We start from the raw sequence: 20,187 nt of genomic DNA on the forward strand, positions 1-20,187 counted from the left end.
TAGGTCATAACCTATATGCCAGCTTATGCCCAGCGCCCAGATACGTGAGCCCATTTCCGCCAAGTTTTCATCGCATAACAAATATCCCTGACTCGGACATCCCGAGCAGGGCTCTATTTGTTACATGTTCTTTTTCATTTCCCAGACTTCTTCCCAATGGGTTCCAAATGGAATATTCATTAAGTCTACATACTCCAGCCAGTGCATTCTTGTGACAACATCCGGAGTTCCCTCAATTAGTGCATTCGTCACCAGTAAAGCACGCAAATTCTTCAGTCTTTCCAACTCGGGAGGAAGTTCACGTATCCCGGAATATACTATCTCCAGATACTTCAGCTCACTTAATTCACCAATCTCAGGCGGAATACAATTTAATCCCAACTCAGTTTGTGGTTTGGGCCTCCAACCAGGTGCAGATTCAAAAGGGCTGCCACAATAAATTCTTAATTCTTGAAGTTGCTTCAATTTCCCGATTTCTGCCGGAATACACTCCAGATCCAGCGTTGTAATGACCAATCTTTCCAATGAAGTAAGTTCAAACAGACTTGCAGGGAGTGAGTACAGATTCTGCTCAAAAATCGTCAACTCCTTCAAGTGCTTCAACTCCCGAATTCGTTCGGGAAGCTCACTTAAACCATGTAAGCTGATATCCAGCTTATCGGTCTGATGCCTGATCGCATCGTCCAGAAGATGATCAATTTCCTTATGACGGTCCAATTCAAAGAACAACCCTGGAATCCGCTCCATAAGTTCACTCGCTTCTTTGTATGTAATCCTCATGCCATACATATGCTCATGGGCAACCGAGAAAAAATAATCATTTCCGTCTTCTGTCATAAAGCAAAGATCGTCCGGCAATGACGGGTAACACCAATCATGAAAACGATTGGCTTCTTCTTTGAGCACTTGACCCGATTCCGGCGTACAGCGATATGTATAATAGGTGCCTTCGGAATAATAGGCTCCGCTTTTCAGCATCATCTCTTCCATCGTAGCACGTTCCACAAGATAGGGCTGCAATCTCTCTAACACACGAACTACTTCCGGTATCTCATTCTCTTCGTACCTTTGTCTGTCTACAAGCATAAAACGATCTGCCTTCTCGATCAATTCGTCAATCAACAGTTCATAGGCCGTTCCTCTTGGATCAGTGTGAAAAGCTACGGCTACCATATGTTCCCCCTCATTACTCTATAATTCATTAATCTTCAATCTGCTGTATCATCTGAAACCACTGTGGCATAGGCTGATATCATCAATCCAGTCATTGGAGGCTTATTACATGGCATACGGCCCTGGTTCAGTTTCATCCCCGCAATCTGCGGGTTATCCTTACCCTTATTATCCGTCACCCCCACCGTATCCTTACCCTTATCCCTATCCCTATCCATACCCGCCCATCGTTCCTGTTCCACTATATCCGATCGGTGGTCCTTGGTGGCATGGTGGATATTCCGGCGGTGGTTACCCCGGTGGACACCCTGGTCATTTCCCAGGAGGTGGCTATCCAGGCGGACCTCATGGAGGCGGGCCGGGTGGTCCAGGTGGACACGGAGGACCTCCAGGCGGAGGATTTCACGGACATCGTTTCTTCCAGTGGTAATCATTAGACTCATTCAAAGTACTTGTTCAGATAAAGGAGCTGCTTCGGCAGCTTCTTTATTATTGAAGGAATTGTCTAATCGTGCAGGATTTTAATAAGTGATCTCATCCATCATCTTCAGATTACGGTTCGACATGCTGAGGAGATCCGTGAAGGTAGGTGTAAGGTAATAAACAAAGTCCGGATCGTGCACGTACATAATAATCTGCCCATACGTGCCTTCCGCCGTTGGATCAAAATCGAGCATCAGATACAGCGAACCTCCCGCAATTGTTGCAAAAGGAATCCATGTTTTATGGAACAAATATGGTTTGATCTCCGGGTCCAGCTGGCTGATCTCTTCGGCAGAATAATACTCTTCAAGCTTCTCATCCACTTCACAGAAGTATTGTTTGGTCTGTCGAATCTCTTCCAATGACATCAGATAAAAGGGTGTACATCTGCCCGTCTCGGCATCACCCGAGTACAGCACATGTAACCCGTAGCCACTGCCGTCTTTCCTTTGGTAAAAGGAACGAAAATCGCCAGGCAGCCGGACGCCATACTCCTTTTCGAATAGATCCAGACTTTCCTCGGATGCACCTTCCCGATGTTGATATTCTTCAAACAATTGCCGAATCTCTTGATCCTGTATTCTCTCATCTAACAAGTGATTCAACTCGTCCATTAGCACGTTTAATGATACATTCGGCTCCAATCTCACCACACCTCCCCTAACTCAGTTCTTCTCTTCTTGTAGATATTGATGATATTCCCAAAACGCTTCTTCCTCTCCGCCGCCTTCAATTAGAATCATGACTGCGTAAGATAACAAATTAAGCCATTGTTCCATCAATGTTACCTGTTCGTCGGAAATGAGGTTGTTGCTGCGAAGCATGCCTTCGGGTTCAACGGCCCAAGCACGGGCCATATGAGTAATTCCCCATAGACATGCCATGACTTCCCGATCCAGTGAAGGCCGTGCAAGTTCGGACGCCAGAACACGCAGTATCTCCATCAACTCATGAAAATTCTCCTTAATCAAATGTCCACGGAAAGGCCGCAGACTGCCAATAAAACCGTTCTCCATCTTGGGATGACTCAGATCATCATAAGAAAAGGAGTGACATTTTAATAACGTTACAGCCTCTTCACGTTCCATCCCTTCACCCCTAACTAGGTCAAAATGCTACCTCACCAGCGCAGAGGTTCTTCTCCACGCCACAACACATACCGCTCCAACTCACGAAGAGTGCCTGTACCGATCCCGTACTCGTCCATTTCTTTGGAACGAAGATCAAGCACATGCAGCATGCCACCATATGTACCAACTGCCAGCTTGGACTGCTCTGGTGATACAGCGAGAGAATAGATCGTACTACCTACAAAATGGCGCCATACTTCCTTTCCCTTGTTATTCACACAATACAGATAACCGTATGCATCTCCAAGCACCATACCCGCCTCTATTTCCACTGTTGCATACACACGTGCATTCTCATCCATCACTGGCCAATCTTCCTTTGTTTCGTTGCCTGCAATTGATTCCAACGGGACCTGTATGGTGACCCCGTTATAGAAATGACATGCGTTAAACCAGACGGTCTGGTTATCACTGGTGAATGCTGCATAATGAGGGTAGCTCGATTCCGGATAGAGAGAGTATGTCTTGTTCAGCTGGCGGTCCATCACCATATGATTGCTCCCTTGGCTGCCATAGGCAATCCATCGACCATCCCGAGATACCGCTGCATGCCCCATATCTATCTGTGTATCCTCTAGCTCATACTCTTCGATCTCTGCCAGATCGGGATGAAGCAAGGTCACCTGATCTTGCGTTACAAGATATATCCCGTATCTTGAGTGTATAAGTAGTGCTCTGCCTTCATCCATAGGTATAAGTCCTTCAAGTGTCCGTTCGGGATGCTCACAGTCCGCAAGTGATTCAATCCGAGGTAATGCCGACTGTATCCGGGCTTGAATATCTTCCCATCGATATGTCGCTATCTCCTGTCCTTCCAACTTGCGATCTGGCTGACGAATAATACGAATCCCATCCCGTCCTGCAAGCGCAAAGTCAAGTCCATCCGATGAACAACCTGCAAAAGTATATGGAGTGATCAACTGCCATCCGTGCTGATCCATCGTATATATCTGACTATTCTCCGTGAAAATCCCCGTATTACATACAATCGTTTCCTCGTTCAGATAACCTACAACTTTGACCGCTTGCATGGAAGCCTGAAACGCCTCGTTCAATGGCCACGTCGCTGCGGGTAGCTCATGTCGAAGCACCTCCACATCACCATGGAGATTGGCCTGTCTCACCATATGGAATACTTCAGTACTCATTCCGCTTCTGGAGTCTACCTCCAACTCGGATTCATCCGGTTGCTCTCCCCGCATACTTCTCCGGACAAATGCATTGACATCCCTTGCATAACGCTTGCCTTCATTGCACCATTGTTCCGCAATGTCTTCCTTTAACCAACTCATAGGTGTCCCTCCACTCTGCCCCTATTCATATGCCGTACAATGATGTGCTTGCAAAAACAAACTGATTTCGTTATCCGTCGCCTCCTCCGCACCATTCTTTTCTTCATAGAACAGGGCAACTTCTCTCCCAGCAGCATAGTTAAATCGTAAATATCCTCCCATCGACACCATGAACATCTTGCACATGTACTCATTCTCCAACACAGCGTCCCACTTAAATTCTGTTTTGCATGTATCGGCGAGTTCCTTCATGGAACTTCCCTGTTCCGTGCCTGAAAAATGGTAAAATGTATGTTTCCGCAGCTCATTCCACGGCTCAAAGTAAAGTGGCGTTATTGGTTTATCCTGATGGTAATACCCACAATAGATCCGGTCCAGCGTTTCGCCAAATTCAGTCTCCGAGCATGTCCATAAGGTGATATTTTCATCATGACGCGGTAGCCACAACAGCCCCTCAACTTCCGGATGAACAGCAAGGAAATCTCCATCTACAGAACTGCCGATGGAGATGCACTGCTCAAGTTGATGCTGACTTATAGGCGAATCATCCGTATGTATCCAAAAATCATATTCAACAAAAGGCTTCAACACTTCTGGGTCCGGTCTCTGCACATTCATCCACCCCGTATATGTACCTTCCCCGTAGTGCTCAATCCAGGTGCGGTATGATAAAGGTAGCGAGATGCCGTGCTGTTGTTCAAAGTGATCCAGTTCCTCTGTTGGAACCGGCTTAAGTACACGGGATACAATATACATTTGTCGACATCTCCCATCTCAGTTTGGTTCATTCGTTTTCAGGATCTAAGCCAGTTCTTCCTGTACAATTTCAGTCCATACTCCTTTACGATTCAGAATGCGAACGGCAAAGGCATCATATCCATCACGCTTGACCTGATCAAAATGCATGCGCTCTCCCGTAATCAGTTCATATGCACCATTTTCATCTACATCTTCGCCAAACTCTTCATCCCAAGGCACATTGTAGTAAGCCGTCAACTCTACTTCAAATATGTCCTCACCTTCAACATCCAGGTAAGGACGAAGGGGTCTGTCATGTAGTGCGTCTTCCGAATAGGTCTCACATAACATAGCATCATAGCCGTGCTTGGCGGTATCAATGAGCAGATAGCGCTCACCCGTGACCGTATGCTCCGCATATACAAGAAGAGGTGTCGAATCATGCCAGGTAATCAGATCATCTTCAGTCAAGTCACCATAATAAAAAATATGGAATTTATCATGACCATCACTCATTTGAAGTTTGCCTTTCCACTCCACTTCATCGGACTTTATGTTCTCTTCCTTCCTAATTAATCCTTCCAGATAAGCAGGTCCCTGTTGTACACCATACTCATTCATCATCTCGCCTCCGATTTGTTCATTCGAATGGTAACCACTTTGTGTTCCTCATCCACCGTCAGTTTCACATCGATGTTCAGCTTGTCACGGAATAACGCCGTAATATTGATATACGGATCGCGGGCAGCTTCGCTACTACCGCCACTATTACGGCTCATTCCCTGATGAATGATGGATTCTACCAGCTGTTTATCTCCCTTGCCGGTGTTATTGTAGATGTAGATCACCTGCCCATCCTGATCATACAGATTCAAAACCGTTGTGAAATCATTGGCGTTCTCATACTGTCTCTCGGTCTGTACATAGTTGTGATCTGTACGTTGATAGTTTACAGTACCAGCCAGATACGGATTGTCCCCGCCTGGCTTCACATCATACTCCTTATAAGCCAGATTAAACAGGTATTGGATATGATTCATATCAATCCGGTAATAAAACTGACGGTTATCTTCCTCTTTGTCCATCGCTGCAAAACTGTTAATCAGCGGCCAAGCCCCATAGGACTTCCCATTAACATCAACGGCCAGAGCATAGTCAGATAATACTGTCTCTTTTTGAAATACACCAAATGTCTGTAAAATAAAATAAGCCGGAATCATCAACATACCCAGAATGACTGCAAAAATAGTAAGTTTAACTCGTAGTTTCATGTCTTCTCTCCTTGCGGCTTTAACTCTTCAATTTCAGTCTCATCCAGTCTTGTGCTGAAGCTTCGACAGTGTACGAACAACCACATCCCTGTTCTTCGCATCCTTGATATATGCCGGAATACTATGTGAAGCCGTTCGTATAGGCATATTTCCGTATTTTACACGCAGGTCTGCGGAGACATAAGCGATGAGATAATTCAGATGCTCCCGATTCACAGCCCATATTATTTTTCCTCTGAAATTATCCAGGAAGTATAATTCCAGCCCGAATACAGGATCTTTCCCAGCACAAATCTCGGAAAAACACCTTTGGTATGTCGGCTTGGCGTGTAATTCAACCTGATTAACAGAACTACAATGCGGACATTCCACATGCGTCGATCGGTGAGACGTCTTCTTCTCGTCTGTGACTTCCACGTTAAACCAACGTTCACATACAGCACAATTCCCCTTGGCTTTATATTGATATACTGGTTCTTCAAAAGCTTGAGCGTAACATTCGTAACACTTCCATCCGAGTTGACCATTCCGTTGATCAATCGAAGCGTGCCCACCGCATTTGGGACATTTCACATCAATCCGCTCTCCCCGTCGAAGAACCGAATAGAAACTATACTTATACGCACCTTCATCTTCGAAACGTTTCATCCTGTATCCACCTTTCTTCTGAAACTACGACATACACAGCGTCAAAATACTCAACATTTACCAATCCATCTCTCTAAAATTATATGAAACTCCGTTGCTCAGCACAACAATTGAAGACAGATTGTTGGAAATGCCTCTATTACGACATACCCAAGTGTGTGCCTCATCACACCCGTCTCCACCTCAATAACGTAATCTATAACTAAATAACTACTGAAATGAAAGAAAACCCGCTTTTTATATTGTGAAAAACATCACTTGAGTAAAGGTTGTGCAACTATGTTCTCCTTACTGAATGTATATAAATGGTCACTCGTATTCGCTATATTCACAGCAACTCTCTCTCACTGTAGTTCAACCGATACAGTTAAACCTGTTCACCACGATGAAGTCTCCTCCTCCTCCTCTGCGATCAGTCAACCCCCGGTGGACCCGATCATTCGCAGAGAAGGTACTACGGTATATATTGAAATGACGGCCCAGGTTACAGATGTCGAAATCTCCAAAGGAGTGATATACAACGCTTGGACATTTAATGGTACCGTCCCCGGACCCGTCCTACGAGTGACAGAGGGAGATACCTTGGTGTTCACGTTGAAAAATAAAGATTCCAGCCTTCCTCACTCCATGGATTTTCACGCTGTACATGCTGCTCCCAGCAGCAAATTTATTGATGTGATGCCAGGCGAGGAAGGCACGTTCACTTATCCCACCTCCTCACCCGGTGTATTCATGTATCACTGTGGAACCAAACCGGTCCTTGCCCATATCGCCAACGGGATGTACGGCATGATTATTGTGGAACCCAAAGCAGGATACCCTTCCGATCACTTGGTTGATCGTGAGTATACCCTTGTCCAGAGTGAATGGTATAAAGAGCATGATTATGAAGCTTTTTTGAACGGGGAACCGGATTATGTCGTATTTAACGGCAATGATTATGGATTAATAAAACATCCCCTGTTAGCCAAAGTAGGAGATACGGTGCGAATCTATGTCAGTAATGCCGGACCCAATGAAGTCTCATCCTTCCACGTTGTGGGTACCATTATGGACCGTGTGTATACGGATGGAAATCCACGCAACATCCAGTATGGAATACAGACGGTTATGCTTCCCGCAAGTGGTGGAGCTGTCGTAGAGTTCACCGTGACCGAAGAAGGCGATTATGCGATTGTAACCCATCAGTTCAACCATGTAGCCAAAGGCGCTGCCGCTGTTTTGCGTGTGACCAAGGATGGTGCTGATCATGGTGGACCCGCGATGTCTCACTGAGACATGACAATAGATAATGGCTATACCTATCCTGAACCATTCGAGGTGATTAAACGATGATCTGTACACACGAAGCGAAGGATGCCTGTTTCTCCAAAGTATCTCTGTTCCAGCATCTTGATCCATCCGAAGCTGCCTTGTTGATCTCCCTTCTGCATACCCGCAAATATAACAAAAGCGAAGTTGTCGTCCAGGAGGGAGAACGCTCAGATACGCTTTATGTGGTTCATCAGGGATGTGTGAAGTTATCCAAATACAATGAAAATGGCAAGGAACATATTATTCGGTTTCTGTTTCCCGGTGATTTCTTCGGACAAGATTCCCTGTTACACCAAAAACCACATGTCGCGAACGCCGAAGTTCTGGAGCCTTCGGCCATCTGCTCTATCAGCAAGCATGACTTTGACCAATTACTTGAACATGATCCAAAGCTTGCTTATCATTTCCTGCTTGCCATTACCAAGCTGCTCCGTGAAACAGATGAATGGAACAGCTCGCTAAGTGCGATGACAACGGAACAGAAGATTGCCAAGTTGCTTTTGTATTTCCATACCCGAAATCATGCAAAACATGAGATCCGCTTGCCTGTTTTCAAAAAAGATATGGCTCTGTTACTCGGGATCACACCCGAAACACTTAGTCGTAAACTTGCCATGATGCAAACTCAGGGACTGCTTCAGGTTACAGGAAACTGCATCCTTATTCTGCAATTGGAGCAGCTTAGGGAAATGGTTCCGTTCTGAACTAAATATTATTTACACTAATACTACGATGACAGTATAACCTTCCCATCGCTGCTAACGTGTGAATGATTAGTTCAACTCATATAGCTTTGGGACAAGTATTATATTTCACATTGGATGTGAGTATCGTCACAGTGCAGCCTAGCGTTACAGTATACAGTTAAGAAAAGATCTTCAGGAGGTTTATGCGATGAATACGGTTGTTAAATTGGACAAACAGATCATTATGCACAAAATGCAGGAGCTCTGTTCACTGCTGCTACAGGATGAAGGCTACAAAGAGATGCGGGACATGATTGATCAGTTTGCTGCAGATGAGCAAGCTACGACTCAGTATGAGAAATTTATGGAGAAACATCAGGCACTGGAGGAGAAAGAACGGCAAAATATCGAATTGCTTGCATCTGAAATCCAGGTGTATGAAGAGGAAGAACGCGCACTCTATGATCATCGCCTCATTCGTCGGTTTATCTATGCTCAACGGGAGTTCAGTCAGCTACATCAGCAGATCAGTCACTTTTTCACGAAATCGGTGGAGTTGAACCGCCTGCCCGAATCCAATGAACTAGGTAAGGAAGCTTGCGGATGCGGAGGCAGCTGTTCCAGCAACCATTAATATCTTCCTTTTGGTTAAATAATCAAAAAGAGTATCCGATCAGAAATCACGCTGTTCGGATACTCTTTTTATATAAATTCAACTAATATTTACACAAAAACGGAGAAGACAAAATAAGCTGAAGAAGCGAAGTGTGCACCTTAAAGCTTTGCTGCATCGGAAGCTTATTCTTTTATCTACAGATCCAGCAACAGCGATGCGAGCAATCCCATGGATGCAATCAAACCCACAATTGGCCCACCCTCTTCAAAGGCTTCCGGCATCATCGTCGAGCAGATCATGGCAATGATTCCACCACCTGCAAATGCACCAATTGCTGCACTCATCTCCTCAGGTAGCTGCTCGAGAAACAGATACCCACCCAGAGCTGCAAGCGCGGAGATCAATAGTACACTCAGCCACATTAATATGATTTTGCCACGACTGTACTTGCCCTGTAGTCCAACCGTACTGGACAGACCTTCAGGAATGTTGCTGACAAAGATCGATACCACCAGCACCACACTGACACCGTTGCCAGCCAGTAAGCTGGCTCCAAGCATGATGGATTCCGGGATAGCGTCCATTACCGTGCCTGCAAAGATACCCAGGCCGCTTTGGTTCGAGTCTCCCGACTTTGCCGAGCGTTTACGCCCTGCCCCTCCCTTTGCAGAAACGAGCAAGTCAAAAAGCGTATATACGACAGCACCCGCCGTAAATCCAATGGCTGTAGGGATAATACCTCCATCATTCAGCGCATCTCCGAGTAGTTCAAAGGTAGCTGCCCCGATTAATGTACCTGTCCCAAAAGCCATAATCCAGCCAATGACTCGTTTGGGAATCTTCAGAAACAATGCTGCGAGTGCGCCTATGACAACCGCTGAGGCAGAGATGCCGCCCCACATGAATGCAGTCCACATCTGGGCCGACCCCTCTCAAGTTCAATTATGTTCTATCATTCCATTAACCTTGGCAGAGCAATCAAAAACAATCCTGTGACGTTGTGATCTATATCACCTGTTGTGTTCAAAAATCACGCTATGATGAAATGATGCGGATTACAACAGAATAGACCAGAGCAGGAACTGCACGGCTCCAATAATTTCGATCATACCAACCTTCATAGGGCGCAGTGTTCTGCCTGCATATATGAAGGTGCGTACGGCGGAATAGACATATGCCAAAGACATCCAAGGATATCCGATCACGATCGGTATGAGAATTAGAAGGATATGTACTAGTCGAGTTAGCATCAGCCAACTCTTATTCGTTCGCTCTCGAAAGACCGATTTCACAAAGAACGTACTTCCTGTAAAATGTAAGAAAGAAAACAAAACTACGATTGCCATTCTAAAGTCCCAGTGCCCGCTTCCAATGAGATAAGCAGCTGCTCCCCCTAGAGAGAACATCAGCATGGCACACAGATCATTGGTAAGCGAGCGTTCTGCTTTGTGTATTACTTGCCAGATGTTTACGAGCAACAATCCGCCCAGAACCGGGCCAAAGAATAGTAGTGAGGTCTGACCCAGAACAGGTGGGATTAGACAGATTAGCGCCACTGTACCGTAGATTGCAGACCACTTGTATAAGCGATGTCGATTGGCATTTCTTTTCAAAGACTGCAGTAACGGATACGCGGTTAGATATAGTCCAAGCCAGGCTACAAATAAGGGCACATGCAGCCACTGCGGCCCACTTGCAATCATACCTACCAGAAAAGGTACACTAACCATGGCCCAGCCGCCATGTTCATGAGGGATAACGATTGAATGCGTATTGGTTTTCACTTCACAGTTAACCTCCTAGGATTGAATGATGTCGAAGTTCAGAAATATGAACACAGAGAGGAAAGATTCTCATGAGCAGGGTAAACAAAGATTCAGCAGCGGAGTTTCTACAACAGTTCCCCATCTTCCAGGACCTTAGCCCCGAAGAATTGAAGCAGGTCGAAGATATCGCCATTTCCAGAAGTATTCACAAGAAAACGGTCATTTTTAGCGAAGGTAGCGAAAAAGAAGCTGTTTTTTTCATTCGTACCGGAATTGTAAAAGCTTATAAAACGGATGAGAATGGACATGAACAGATTGTCTCTTTCCTCAAAACAGGAGATATGTTCCCACACACCGGCTTTTTTAACGCGCACCCCTACCCGGCTACCGCTGAAGCGATTACGCCTACCGAACTACTGGCCATACCTGTCAGATTGTTCGAACGATTAATGCTGAGTACCCCATCGATTGCAATCAAAATTATGCGCGTACTCGGAGACAAAATACGTGAACTACAGGACAAATTGCAGGTGCTCTCTGGTCAGGATGTACGCAACCGTGTGCTCTCCTTCCTTCTCATGCTCGCAGAGCAGCACGGGCAGACACATGGCGAACAAATTATCATCAACCTGCCCATGACACACCAGGAGTTTGCCAATTCCATCGGAACTACAAGGGAAACAGCGAATCGGCTTCTGAACCAGCTTACAAAAGAGCATTTGCTCGAAGTGGATCGTAGCCGGATCATCATTCTTGATTTACAAGCATTGAAGCAACAAAGGGATGCGTGACCACTCAGCTCCACTGTGGTTTTCACCCACACCCCCTACACCAATCTATGTGTGCAAAAAGAGACCTTAACGCCTGCAATCGATGTTAAGGTCTCTTGCTGTATGCACAATTACCGATACATGTATCAGGCGATTGTGAGCTCTGGCCTGCCCATGTCACTGAACATGCCCGCATAATATTTAACTTCGCCAGCTTCATTACGGATCGCCGTTATACTCAGCCATTCCTGATAGATCTCTCCGTTTTTCTTCCGATTCCATATCTCGCCCTGCCAATATCCTTTTTCACGTAATTCCAACCATAATTGGTCATAGAATCGTTTATCTTGCTTGCCAGATTTCAGCAGACTTGGCCTCTGTCCAACCGCCTCTTCAGCGCTATAACCAGTGACCGCAGTGAAGGCCGGGTTCACGGAAGTAATGACACTATTCGTATCCGTGATCAGAATCGCTTCAATTGTATTCTCCAGAATGCTGGCAGATAACTGAAGCTTCTCTTGGTAGAACATCCAGATCACAAGTATCAGGCTGACCAGCGCGATCTGTGACAAAGCCATGAAACCAATGGCATAATGTCCCGTCATGCTGTACAACAAAGTCAACATCAACGGAGGGAAGAATCCGCCCAGACCACCCATAGCCGAGATCATCCCATTTGCCACACCTGGTTGTTTAACGAAATACATTGGCACTAATTTGAAAATAGTTCCGTTACCTGTCCCTGCGCATAAGGCCACAGTCAGGCATCCAATGGTGTAGATATAGAATGACGGCGCGAAAGATAATACAATCGCTGCAATCGTTAATCCGCCGAAGACAAACATTAATATTTTGAACGGATTAAATCGATCTCCAAGCCAGCCTCCAATAGGTCGCATGATGGTAGCAACGAGAATGAATCCCGCTGTACGAATACCTGCATCGACTTTGTCCATCTGGAAGTGACTGACTAAGAAATTTGGCAAATATACCGTAAATGCCACGAACGAACCAAATGTCAGAAAATAGAATAAACAGAGCAACCATAGTTTATTGTTGCGTGATATGGCCTTCAGTTGCTGCATAAGCGGAACATTAACACGAGTTTCCTTTTTGTCTCCCAAAGCAAAATTCAGCGCTGCCATTCCTAGTAGCAGAATACTGTAGAGCAGAACCGTCGTAGACCACCCCATACGATCAGCAATCAGCGGGGCTCCGAATGCAGACAGTGCTGTCCCCAGGTTACCAATTCCGTAGATCCCGTTAACAAACCCATGTCGCTCTTTCGGATAATATTTGGGCAGTGAAGTTACACCGACGGAGAAGACAGCTCCCCCAATACCGAGGAACAGTCCACCTATCACCAGATCACTGAACGATGTCGCACGGCTAATCCACCATACAGGAGCCAGCAACAGGACAAAGCTAATCATAAAAATATTACGTGCTCCATATCGATTCGTCCAATAACCAATCGGAATACGGGCAATCGATCCGATCAATACAGGAATCGCTGTTGCCCATGCAAGCTGGGAAGATGTAAGCGCAATATCCTCTTTAATAAATGGCATCAGAGATGACAGGATAACCCATACCATGAAACCAAGAACCAGACTTGCGGTTTGCAAGGGCAGTTGAACCTTTCCTTTATGTTGCATTTACATCGCCCTTTCCTTTTTTTGTTCCTGATTCGGATACACAGCTCCATCTCTCCTGCGATATAACACATAACTGCGTTTCAGATAACCCAGTGGCATACTTAGCATGTGAACCAGACGAGTAAATGGAAACACGCAGTACAGTACAAAAGTGAGCAGAATGTGTACTTTGAAGTTCAGAGGTACCGTCTGCATCAGAACCGGATCAGGCTGGAATACGATCAGACCGCGCAACCATGGATTAATCGTTGTTCGATAGTCGAAACCTGTGTGATTCACCGCATTGGCCGAGGTCGCCAGTATTCCGGTGACAATGACAATGATCAACATGACAAGGGCCAGCCAATCCCCGATGCTGCTCGTCGCCCGGACCCGGCGAGCAACATAACGGCGAACCAGCAGAATGACTGCACCTGCAAATGCAATGATCCCCGCAGGCAGTCCTCCTGCGATAGCCATCAAGTGATATCCTTCATCACTCAGTCCGATCCAGCGATAGAACTCCACCGGAACAAGTAAACCGGCAATATGTCCACAGATTACGGCGAATATTCCGATATGAAAGAGTAAACTTCCCCATTTTAGCATTCGTTTCTCCAGCATCTCACTCGACTTGGACGTCCAACTGAAGGGATTCGTCACATATCTCCAGATCGTTGCCGTAATACAGAAAACAATGACCATATAGGGAAGAGCGCCCCATAACAAAAGTTCCAGTGTACTCACCGATTCCCCCTCCTCATCTGAGCCGCAATCTGCATGAGATCTTCAGGTTGTTGGTTAGCTGCTTCTTCCTGTTTGGGTACATCAGGAGCTGGGGGCTCAGGAATGACCTGTAACATCAGACTGAGCAATGGTCCATATGGGCTGTTCTGTCCCGTAATGCTTTCGGTCATCGTGACCAGAGCCTTATGGCAGCTGGAGAGCACACCCAAGGCATCTTCCTCGGGCGCCTCAGCTACAAATTCAAGCACCATAGGCAGATAATCCGGCAACTCACTCACTTCCATATAAAATCCCGCAGCTTCATATCTGCGTTTCAATTCAATCAGAGCCGGGCCCCGATCCCGTTCATCTCCATGAAGAGCATACGTGAGATAGAGGTTACACTTTTTATCAAAATCGAATGTTCGAACATACGAATCCTGCCACTCAATCGAGTTTACTGCCTGTGCTTTATCTACAAATGTCAGCAAGATCTGGTTCACCGTCTCATCGGAAATGGACTGTATAGCTTCCTTCAATCCCTGCAACCCTTCTCTCCACGCTGTATCGGGATATTGCAACAGATAGGAGATCAGTTTACAGACCATTCTTCTCGTATTCGTATCGTAAACCAGAGCCTGACCTGTTCCTTCATTGGGTTCGATCGTCATCGTTGTCGTTGTCTCCTCTCCCATCAGAATACTCCGCAAGAACCTGGACCCCCTGCAAAATCAAGTCCGCAGCTGCCCTGTTCGCTGAAGAGATCTTCCACTTCCTCACGGTGAGCTGGCGGGATGACAAAACGGTCATTGTATTTCGCAATCGCGAGCAGTCGGTACATGTCCTCCACTTCCTGAGCATCCATGCCTACTCTTTCCAGTAATTCCGATTCACTGGTCTTGCCCGTCTGCTGGTTACGCATGTGAATGCGCATAACTGCCATTTTCCGCAGTACTTCACGGATTTGATCTGTATCTCCTGCCGTAAGCAGATTGGCCAGATATTCCACGGGAATACGCATGTTATCAATCGCCGGGAAAATATCATTGGCCTCCAGCGAACTTCCCTGTCCCTCTACCCGATTGGTTATCGGGCTAAGCGGTGGAATATACCATACCATTGGCATGGTGCGGTATTCTGGGTGAAGCGGGAGCGCAATTTTCCAGTCGATAACCATTTTATAAATAGGGGACTGCTGCGCTGCAATAATCCAATCCTCTGGAATTCCGGCCTCGCGCGCTTCGCGAATCACCTCAGGGTCATTCGGATCAAGGAAAATATCCATCTGGGATTCATAGAGATCCTGATCATTTTCAACGGAAGCAGCGGCTTCAACACGGTCTGCATCATACAGCATCAGGCCGATATAACGGATACGTCCCACACAGGTTTCGGCACAGATCGTTGGCAGGCCCGCTTCAATCCGCGGGAAACAAAGGGTACATTTCTCGGCTTTGTTCGTCTGCCAGTTGAAATAGACCTTTTTGTATGGGCAGCTCGATACACAGAATCTCCATGCGCGGCAGGCATTTTGGTCAACCAGTACAATTCCGTCTTCTTCCCGTTTGTACATCGCTCCGGAAGGGCAAGAGGACACACAGGCCGGATTAAGGCAGTGTTCACAGATTCGTGGCAGGTACATCATAAATACCTGTTCAAAATCCATTTTGATCGAGTCCTCGACACCCTTCATATTGGGATCTTCCATCCCGGTTACATGGGCACCTGCCAGATCATCTTCCCAGTTCGGCCCCCACTCCAGATTAATATATTCACCAGTGATCTGGGATTTTGGTCGTGCTACAGGCTGATGTTTTTTCTCCGGACTGTTCGTCAGTTTCTCATACTCGTATGTCCATGGCTCGTAATAATCGTCAATGGTAGGCTGATCCGGGTTATGGAAAATGTTAAGCAAGCGTCTTGCCCGTGTGCCGGACTTCAATTCCAGTTTGCCATTCTTCATCTCCCAGCCACCGCGATAACGCTCCTGGTCCTCCCATTGTTTTGGATAACCGACCCCTGGCTTGGTCTCCACATTGTTCCAGTACATATATTCTGCACCTGGACGATTAGTCCAGGTGTTTTTGCATGTTACACTACATGTATGGCACCCTATGCATTTGTCCAGATTCATGACCATACTGACTTGTGCTTTAATCTTCAAGCCAATCCACCTCCTGCAGTTTTCTTATGATGACATTGAGGTCACGCTGGTTGCCTGTCGGGCCATAGTAGTTGAAGCCATAACTTAACTGGGCATAACCACCGATCATATGCGTTGGCTTCACATGAATACGTGTCGGACTGTTATGTGTCCCCCCACGTGTCTGTGATATTTTGGTACCCGGAACGTTAATGTGACGGTCCTGGGCGTGATACATGAAAGCCATGCCGCGAGGAATACGGTGTGTTACTACGGCTCTGGCAACGACTACCCCGTTACGGTTGAAACATTCGATCCAGTCGTTGTCGACCAGTCCCGCTTCTTCTGCATCTTCGTAGTTCATCCAGATTGTCGGGCCACCTCGGAACAACGTCAGCATCGGCAACGCATCATAGTACATACTGTGGATTGACCACTTGTTATGCGGTGTCAGGTAATTTAGGACAATTTCTTTGCCACCTTCGATCGGACGTTTGCTGTTCGGATGGAACGGCGTATGCTTCAGCACAGGTTTAAATGTCGCTAATGTCTCTCCGAACTCACGGAGCATCGCATGATCAATATAGAACTGCTGTCTGCCGGTCAATGTACGCCATGGAATCAGGCGCTCCACATTGGTGGTGAATGGCGAATATCGGCGTCCGCCTTTTTCCGATCCGCTGAATGCAGGTGAAGTAATGACCGTTTTCGGTTTGGAAGTGATCTCGTCAAATGTAAAACATTCCTCAGATCGTTCCTCAGCCAAATCTTTCAGATGCAATGCCGTTTTCTGTTCAAGCGCTTCCCACGCACGTACAGCCATCTTGCCGTTCGTTGTACTGGACAAGGTCAGAATGGCCTCCGCAACATTGCGGTCGGTGCTCAGATCCGGACACCCTTGTCCAACGCCATCTTTACGATGCACGCCCAGAATACCCTTGAGTTTTTCATACTCTTCACTGGCAGACCAGGATATGCCTTTGGTACCGATTGGTTTATCCTTCACCACAGGTCCTAGACTGATCATTTTGTTATATACGGCAGCATAATCACGTTCCACGACCTGAATATGCGGCATCGTTTTCCCCGGGATCGCTTCACATTCTCCCGCGCTCCAGTCTTTGATCTCTCCGTACGGTTGAGCAAGCTCATCCGGTGAATCATGCAAGAGTGGTGTAGCGATGATCTCCTTCTGCGGCCCATCGAATTGCTGCGCAGCCATCTCGGAGAATACACGTGCGATTTCCTTGAAGGTATCCCAGTCAGAACGGGATTCCCACTGCGTGGCTACCGCCGGGTTGAATGGATGAACGAACGGATGCATATCCGTACTGCTCAGATCGCTTTTCTCATACCAGGTCGCTGCTGGCAGCACAATATCGGAATACATCGCTGTACCTGCCATACGGAAATCCATGTTGATCATCAGGTCAAGCTTGCCTTCCGGTGCTTCATCCACCCACTCCACATGCTCTGGGCGCAGTCCATGATCGTCATCGTTCAGCAATCCGTTCGTTGCACCGAGCAGATGTTTCAGGAAATACTCATGCCCTTTGCCAGAACTTGAGATCAGATTCGCTCTCCAGACAAATAGTACACGCGGGAAGTTCGCCGGATCATCCGGTTGCTCGATCGAGAACTTCAGATTTTTGTTCTGTAGCTCGGAAGCAACATAAGCGCCAATCTCTTCCTTCGTCGTTGCTCCGGCCTGTAGCGCATCCTGATGCAGATCAATCGAGTTACGATTGAATTGTGGATAGGATGGAAGCCAGCCCATACGCGCAGCCATCACATTATAATCAGCCACATGCTGGAACCGCGGTTCACCTTCAAGCGCCGAAGTCAACTCTCCCACTTGGGTCTCCTCGTATCTCCATTGATCTGTTGCAAAGTAGAAGAAGGATGTTCCGTTCTGCAGACGTGCAGGTCCGGTCCAGTCACGAGCAAAGGCAATCGTCTGCCATCCTTCAGCCGGACGCAATTTTTCTTGACCAACATAATGGGCCCAGCCTCCACCATTCACACCCTGACAACCTGTCATCAGAATTAAGTTAATAATGGCGCGATAGATAACGTCGGAGTTGTACCAGTGATTAATACCGGCTCCCATGATGATCATGGAACGACCTTTGGTATCGATCGCATTCTGTGCGAACTCACGTGCAATCTGTACGACAGTCTCTTGGTCCACACCAGTGATTTTCTCTTGCCACTCTGGAGTGAATGGTTTTACCTGTGGTGCATGCAAGATTTCATCTCCATGGTTAACACGTACACTCAACTGTTCCACACCATTGACTACTTCTGCTGAATCCGCAGAACGCGTCATTTCACGTTCAATTCCGTATTTGGCAAGCACCAGATCGTATACGGCTGTTACTGTAATCCACCTTTCTCCTAACCATATCTGACGTACAGGAATCTGCCGCTCCATGACATGTTTTCCCTCATCATCAAAGTACGGCAGTTGAATCGTTACAAGTTCATGATGGACGCCGAGCATGGATAGTCTTGGATCAATCGGCTCACCGTTCTCCACCTGTTCCATTTTGAGATTCCATGTGCCTTCTTCACCCCAACGGAAGCCCAAACTTCCTTTCGGCATCGCATAGGTTCCACTGTTTTCATCGTAAACGAGCGTTTTCCAAGCCATGTTATTACCTGTGATGCCCAGATCTTCCCCAACTAGAAATCTGCCTGCTGTGTGTACGCCGTCCTTTTCTTCCACAATCAGCAGATTTGGAAAGTCCGTATACTGTTTGGCATATTGCATGAAATAGTCCGTAGGTTTTTCAATATAAAACTCTTTTAGAATGACATGGCCCATAGCCATCGCCAAAGCGCCGTCCGTTCCTTGTTTTACCGACATCCACGTATCTGCGAATTTCACATACTCCGCATAATCCGGGCTGATCGACACCACTTTTGTTCCCCGATAACGTGCCTCAGCCAGGAAGTGGGCATCCGGTGTCCGCGTCATTGGCAGATTGGAGCCCCATACCAGAATGTATCCAGAATTGTACCAGTCGCTGCTCTCCGGCACATCCGTTTGATCGCCCCAGATCTGAGGTGAAGCCGGTGGGAGATCGGCATACCAGTCGTAAAAACTAAGCAATGGTGATCCCATCAGAGATAAGAAGCGTGATCCTGCTGCATAACTGACCATCGACATTGCAGGAATAGGAGAGAAACCAATAATCCGGTCTGGCCCGTATTCTTTGATCGTATGAATCAGCGAAGCGGCGATAATCTGTGTCACTTCACCCCATGACGCGCGAATTAATCCCCCTTTACCACGGACCGATTTGTATCTTTTCACTTTGGCCGGATCATCCGCAATGCTGGACCATGCTTGAACCGGGTCACCATGCGTCTGAAGCGCATCACGCCACATGTCCAGTAATGCACCACGTACGTAAGGATGTTTGACACGTAGCGGGCTGTACAGATACCATGAAAAACTCGCTCCGCGTGGACATCCACGGGGTTCAAATTCCGGCATATCCGGTCCGGTTGAAGGATAGTCGGTAGCCTGCGTTTCCCAAGTGACAATGCCGTCTTTCACATAGATCTGCCAGCTGCATGATCCTGTACAATTGACTCCGTGTGTGGAACGCACCACTTTGTCATGCTGCCAGCGGCGGCGGTAGACATCTTCCCAATCCCGGTTGACCGGGGACATTTCACTCCAGCCCTCCGCACTTTTTTCACGTTTGGCAAAATATTTGAGTTTGCCCATCCAGGGCATGCTTTTGTTACTCATTGTTGTCCTCCCACATATATGACCTGTTGAC

General features: G+C 46.9%; 20 protein-coding genes. 5 read left to right on the plus strand and 15 right to left on the minus strand.

From position 1 onward, the window contains the following. Window positions 1–120: 120 nt before the first annotated feature. The gene (locus AC1DE7_RS10875; RefSeq protein ID WP_282320971.1) at window positions 121–1,173 is read right to left on the minus strand and encodes a leucine-rich repeat domain-containing protein; all 1,053 of its coding nucleotides are present in this window, start codon (window positions 1,171–1,173) and stop codon (window positions 121–123) included. Between the two features lie 109 nt (window positions 1,174–1,282). Here AC1DE7_RS10875 and AC1DE7_RS10880 point away from each other — a divergent pair, with 109 nt between their 5' ends. Beyond that, window positions 1,283–1,603 carry a hypothetical protein gene (locus AC1DE7_RS10880; protein WP_076250065.1) on the plus strand — a complete coding sequence of 107 codons (321 nt, stop codon included), beginning with the start codon at window positions 1,283–1,285 and terminating at the stop codon, window positions 1,601–1,603. A gap of 91 nt (window positions 1,604–1,694) precedes the next feature. On the opposite strand, the gene AC1DE7_RS10885 is transcribed toward AC1DE7_RS10880, so the two are convergent. The 7 genes from AC1DE7_RS10885 to AC1DE7_RS10915 are packed head-to-tail and all read right to left on the minus strand — an operon-like array spanning window position 1,695 to window position 6,735. Continuing rightward, window positions 1,695–2,300: an SMI1/KNR4 family protein gene (locus tag AC1DE7_RS10885; RefSeq protein ID WP_282320970.1), complete on the minus strand. Its 606-nt coding sequence runs from the start codon at window positions 2,298–2,300 to the stop codon at window positions 1,695–1,697. A gap of 21 nt (window positions 2,301–2,321) precedes the next feature. Continuing rightward, on the minus strand, window positions 2,322–2,744 hold the full coding sequence (locus AC1DE7_RS10890; protein ID WP_036672886.1) for a hypothetical protein: 423 nt from the start codon (window positions 2,742–2,744) through the stop codon (window positions 2,322–2,324). A gap of 32 nt (window positions 2,745–2,776) precedes the next feature. Continuing rightward, a complete protein-coding gene (locus AC1DE7_RS10895; protein ID WP_282320969.1) occupies window positions 2,777–4,078 on the minus strand; it encodes a hypothetical protein in 1,302 nt (433 codons plus the stop codon). Between the two features lie 21 nt (window positions 4,079–4,099). Beyond that, window positions 4,100–4,834: an SMI1/KNR4 family protein gene (locus tag AC1DE7_RS10900; RefSeq protein ID WP_282320968.1), complete on the minus strand. Its 735-nt coding sequence runs from the start codon at window positions 4,832–4,834 to the stop codon at window positions 4,100–4,102. 45 nt (window positions 4,835–4,879) lie between these two features. After that, window positions 4,880–5,437 carry a hypothetical protein gene (locus AC1DE7_RS10905; protein ID WP_083684306.1) on the minus strand — a complete coding sequence of 186 codons (558 nt, stop codon included), beginning with the start codon at window positions 5,435–5,437 and terminating at the stop codon, window positions 4,880–4,882. Next, window positions 5,437–6,087 carry a hypothetical protein gene (locus AC1DE7_RS10910; protein WP_477534368.1) on the minus strand — a complete coding sequence of 217 codons (651 nt, stop codon included), beginning with the start codon at window positions 6,085–6,087 and terminating at the stop codon, window positions 5,437–5,439. Before AC1DE7_RS10910 ends, AC1DE7_RS10905 begins: the two co-directional genes overlap by 1 nt. Before the next feature lie 39 nt (window positions 6,088–6,126). Continuing rightward, on the minus strand, window positions 6,127–6,735 hold the full coding sequence (locus tag AC1DE7_RS10915; protein ID WP_282320967.1) for a hypothetical protein: 609 nt from the start codon (window positions 6,733–6,735) through the stop codon (window positions 6,127–6,129). Window positions 6,736–7,014: 279 nt separating this feature from the next. Between AC1DE7_RS10915 and AC1DE7_RS10920 the strand changes: the two genes are divergently transcribed. From AC1DE7_RS10920 to AC1DE7_RS10930, 3 genes are all read left to right on the plus strand, one after another. After that, on the plus strand, window positions 7,015–8,010 hold the full coding sequence (locus tag AC1DE7_RS10920; protein ID WP_253501228.1) for a multicopper oxidase domain-containing protein: 996 nt from the start codon (window positions 7,015–7,017) through the stop codon (window positions 8,008–8,010). A 56-nt stretch (window positions 8,011–8,066) separates the two neighbouring features. After that, the gene (locus AC1DE7_RS10925) at window positions 8,067–8,753 is read left to right on the plus strand and encodes a Crp/Fnr family transcriptional regulator (RefSeq protein WP_253501231.1); all 687 of its coding nucleotides are present in this window, start codon (window positions 8,067–8,069) and stop codon (window positions 8,751–8,753) included. 190 nt (window positions 8,754–8,943) lie between these two features. Further along, window positions 8,944–9,369, plus strand: coding sequence for a YlbF/YmcA family competence regulator (locus tag AC1DE7_RS10930; protein WP_253501234.1), 426 nt, complete (start codon window positions 8,944–8,946; stop codon window positions 9,367–9,369). Window positions 9,370–9,545: 176 nt separating this feature from the next. On the opposite strand, the gene AC1DE7_RS10935 is transcribed toward AC1DE7_RS10930, so the two are convergent. Further along, window positions 9,546–10,268 (minus strand): ZIP family metal transporter, encoded by a 723-nt coding sequence (locus AC1DE7_RS10935; RefSeq protein ID WP_253501237.1) that lies wholly within the window; start codon window positions 10,266–10,268, stop codon window positions 9,546–9,548. Window positions 10,269–10,406: 138 nt separating this feature from the next. After that, a complete protein-coding gene (locus AC1DE7_RS10940; protein WP_477534369.1) occupies window positions 10,407–11,135 on the minus strand; it encodes a YwiC-like family protein in 729 nt (242 codons plus the stop codon). Window positions 11,136–11,206: 71 nt separating this feature from the next. Between AC1DE7_RS10940 and AC1DE7_RS10945 the strand changes: the two genes are divergently transcribed. Further along, a complete protein-coding gene (locus tag AC1DE7_RS10945) occupies window positions 11,207–11,908 on the plus strand; it encodes a Crp/Fnr family transcriptional regulator (RefSeq protein WP_253501240.1) in 702 nt (233 codons plus the stop codon). A 125-nt stretch (window positions 11,909–12,033) separates the two neighbouring features. Here the strand turns inward: AC1DE7_RS10945 and AC1DE7_RS10950 are convergent, their stop codons facing one another. Genes AC1DE7_RS10950 through AC1DE7_RS10970 form a run of 5 tightly spaced genes read right to left on the minus strand, consistent with a single transcriptional unit; the run spans window position 12,034 to window position 20,156 of the window. Further along, entirely contained in the window at window positions 12,034–13,545 is a 1,512-nt protein-coding gene (locus AC1DE7_RS10950; protein ID WP_253501243.1) for a nitrate/nitrite transporter, read from the minus strand. Beyond that, window positions 13,546–14,271: a respiratory nitrate reductase subunit gamma gene (gene narI, locus AC1DE7_RS10955; protein WP_310336437.1), complete on the minus strand. Its 726-nt coding sequence runs from the start codon at window positions 14,269–14,271 to the stop codon at window positions 13,546–13,548. It lies immediately after the preceding gene. Continuing rightward, entirely contained in the window at window positions 14,268–14,960 is a 693-nt protein-coding gene (narJ, locus tag AC1DE7_RS10960; protein WP_282320966.1) for a nitrate reductase molybdenum cofactor assembly chaperone, read from the minus strand. Before narJ ends, narI begins: the two co-directional genes overlap by 4 nt. Continuing rightward, the gene (narH, locus tag AC1DE7_RS10965; RefSeq protein ID WP_253501249.1) at window positions 14,945–16,414 is read right to left on the minus strand and encodes a nitrate reductase subunit beta; all 1,470 of its coding nucleotides are present in this window, start codon (window positions 16,412–16,414) and stop codon (window positions 14,945–14,947) included. The genes narJ and narH overlap by 16 nt, the downstream gene beginning before the upstream one ends. Next, the gene (locus tag AC1DE7_RS10970; protein WP_282320965.1) at window positions 16,404–20,156 is read right to left on the minus strand and encodes a nitrate reductase subunit alpha; all 3,753 of its coding nucleotides are present in this window, start codon (window positions 20,154–20,156) and stop codon (window positions 16,404–16,406) included. The genes narH and AC1DE7_RS10970 overlap by 11 nt, the downstream gene beginning before the upstream one ends. Between the last annotated feature and the right edge of the window lie 31 nt (window positions 20,157–20,187).

The sequence above is a fragment of the Paenibacillus sp. 10L310 genome (genome assembly GCF_056395745.1).

Excerpts from the sequence above, each read along its gene's own strand:
- AC1DE7_RS10945 (WP_253501240.1), top strand. The coding sequence starts at position 11,207 with ATGAGCAGGGTAAACAAAGATTCAGCAGCGGAGTTTCTACAACAGTTC.
- AC1DE7_RS10880 (WP_076250065.1), top strand. The coding sequence starts at position 1,283 with ATGGCATACGGCCCTGGTTCAGTTTCATCCCCGCAATCTGCGGGTTAT.
- AC1DE7_RS10875 (WP_282320971.1), bottom strand. The coding sequence starts at position 1,173 with ATGGTAGCCGTAGCTTTTCACACTGATCCAAGAGGAACGGCCTATGAA.
- AC1DE7_RS10935 (WP_253501237.1), bottom strand. The coding sequence starts at position 10,268 with ATGTGGACTGCATTCATGTGGGGCGGCATCTCTGCCTCAGCGGTTGTC.
- AC1DE7_RS10900 (WP_282320968.1), bottom strand. The coding sequence starts at position 4,834 with ATGTATATTGTATCCCGTGTACTTAAGCCGGTTCCAACAGAGGAACTG.
- AC1DE7_RS10920 (WP_253501228.1), top strand. The coding sequence starts at position 7,015 with ATGTTCTCCTTACTGAATGTATATAAATGGTCACTCGTATTCGCTATA.
- AC1DE7_RS10950 (WP_253501243.1), bottom strand. The coding sequence starts at position 13,545 with ATGCAACATAAAGGAAAGGTTCAACTGCCCTTGCAAACCGCAAGTCTG.
- AC1DE7_RS10895 (WP_282320969.1), bottom strand. The coding sequence starts at position 4,078 with ATGAGTTGGTTAAAGGAAGACATTGCGGAACAATGGTGCAATGAAGGC.
- AC1DE7_RS10930 (WP_253501234.1), top strand. The coding sequence starts at position 8,944 with ATGAATACGGTTGTTAAATTGGACAAACAGATCATTATGCACAAAATG.
- AC1DE7_RS10905 (WP_083684306.1), bottom strand. The coding sequence starts at position 5,437 with ATGAATGAGTATGGTGTACAACAGGGACCTGCTTATCTGGAAGGATTA.
- AC1DE7_RS10970 (WP_282320965.1), bottom strand. The coding sequence starts at position 20,156 with ATGAGTAACAAAAGCATGCCCTGGATGGGCAAACTCAAATATTTTGCC.
- AC1DE7_RS10925 (WP_253501231.1), top strand. The coding sequence starts at position 8,067 with ATGATCTGTACACACGAAGCGAAGGATGCCTGTTTCTCCAAAGTATCT.
- AC1DE7_RS10910 (WP_477534368.1), bottom strand. The coding sequence starts at position 6,087 with ATGAAACTACGAGTTAAACTTACTATTTTTGCAGTCATTCTGGGTATG.
- AC1DE7_RS10915 (WP_282320967.1), bottom strand. The coding sequence starts at position 6,735 with ATGAAACGTTTCGAAGATGAAGGTGCGTATAAGTATAGTTTCTATTCG.
- AC1DE7_RS10890 (WP_036672886.1), bottom strand. The coding sequence starts at position 2,744 with ATGGAACGTGAAGAGGCTGTAACGTTATTAAAATGTCACTCCTTTTCT.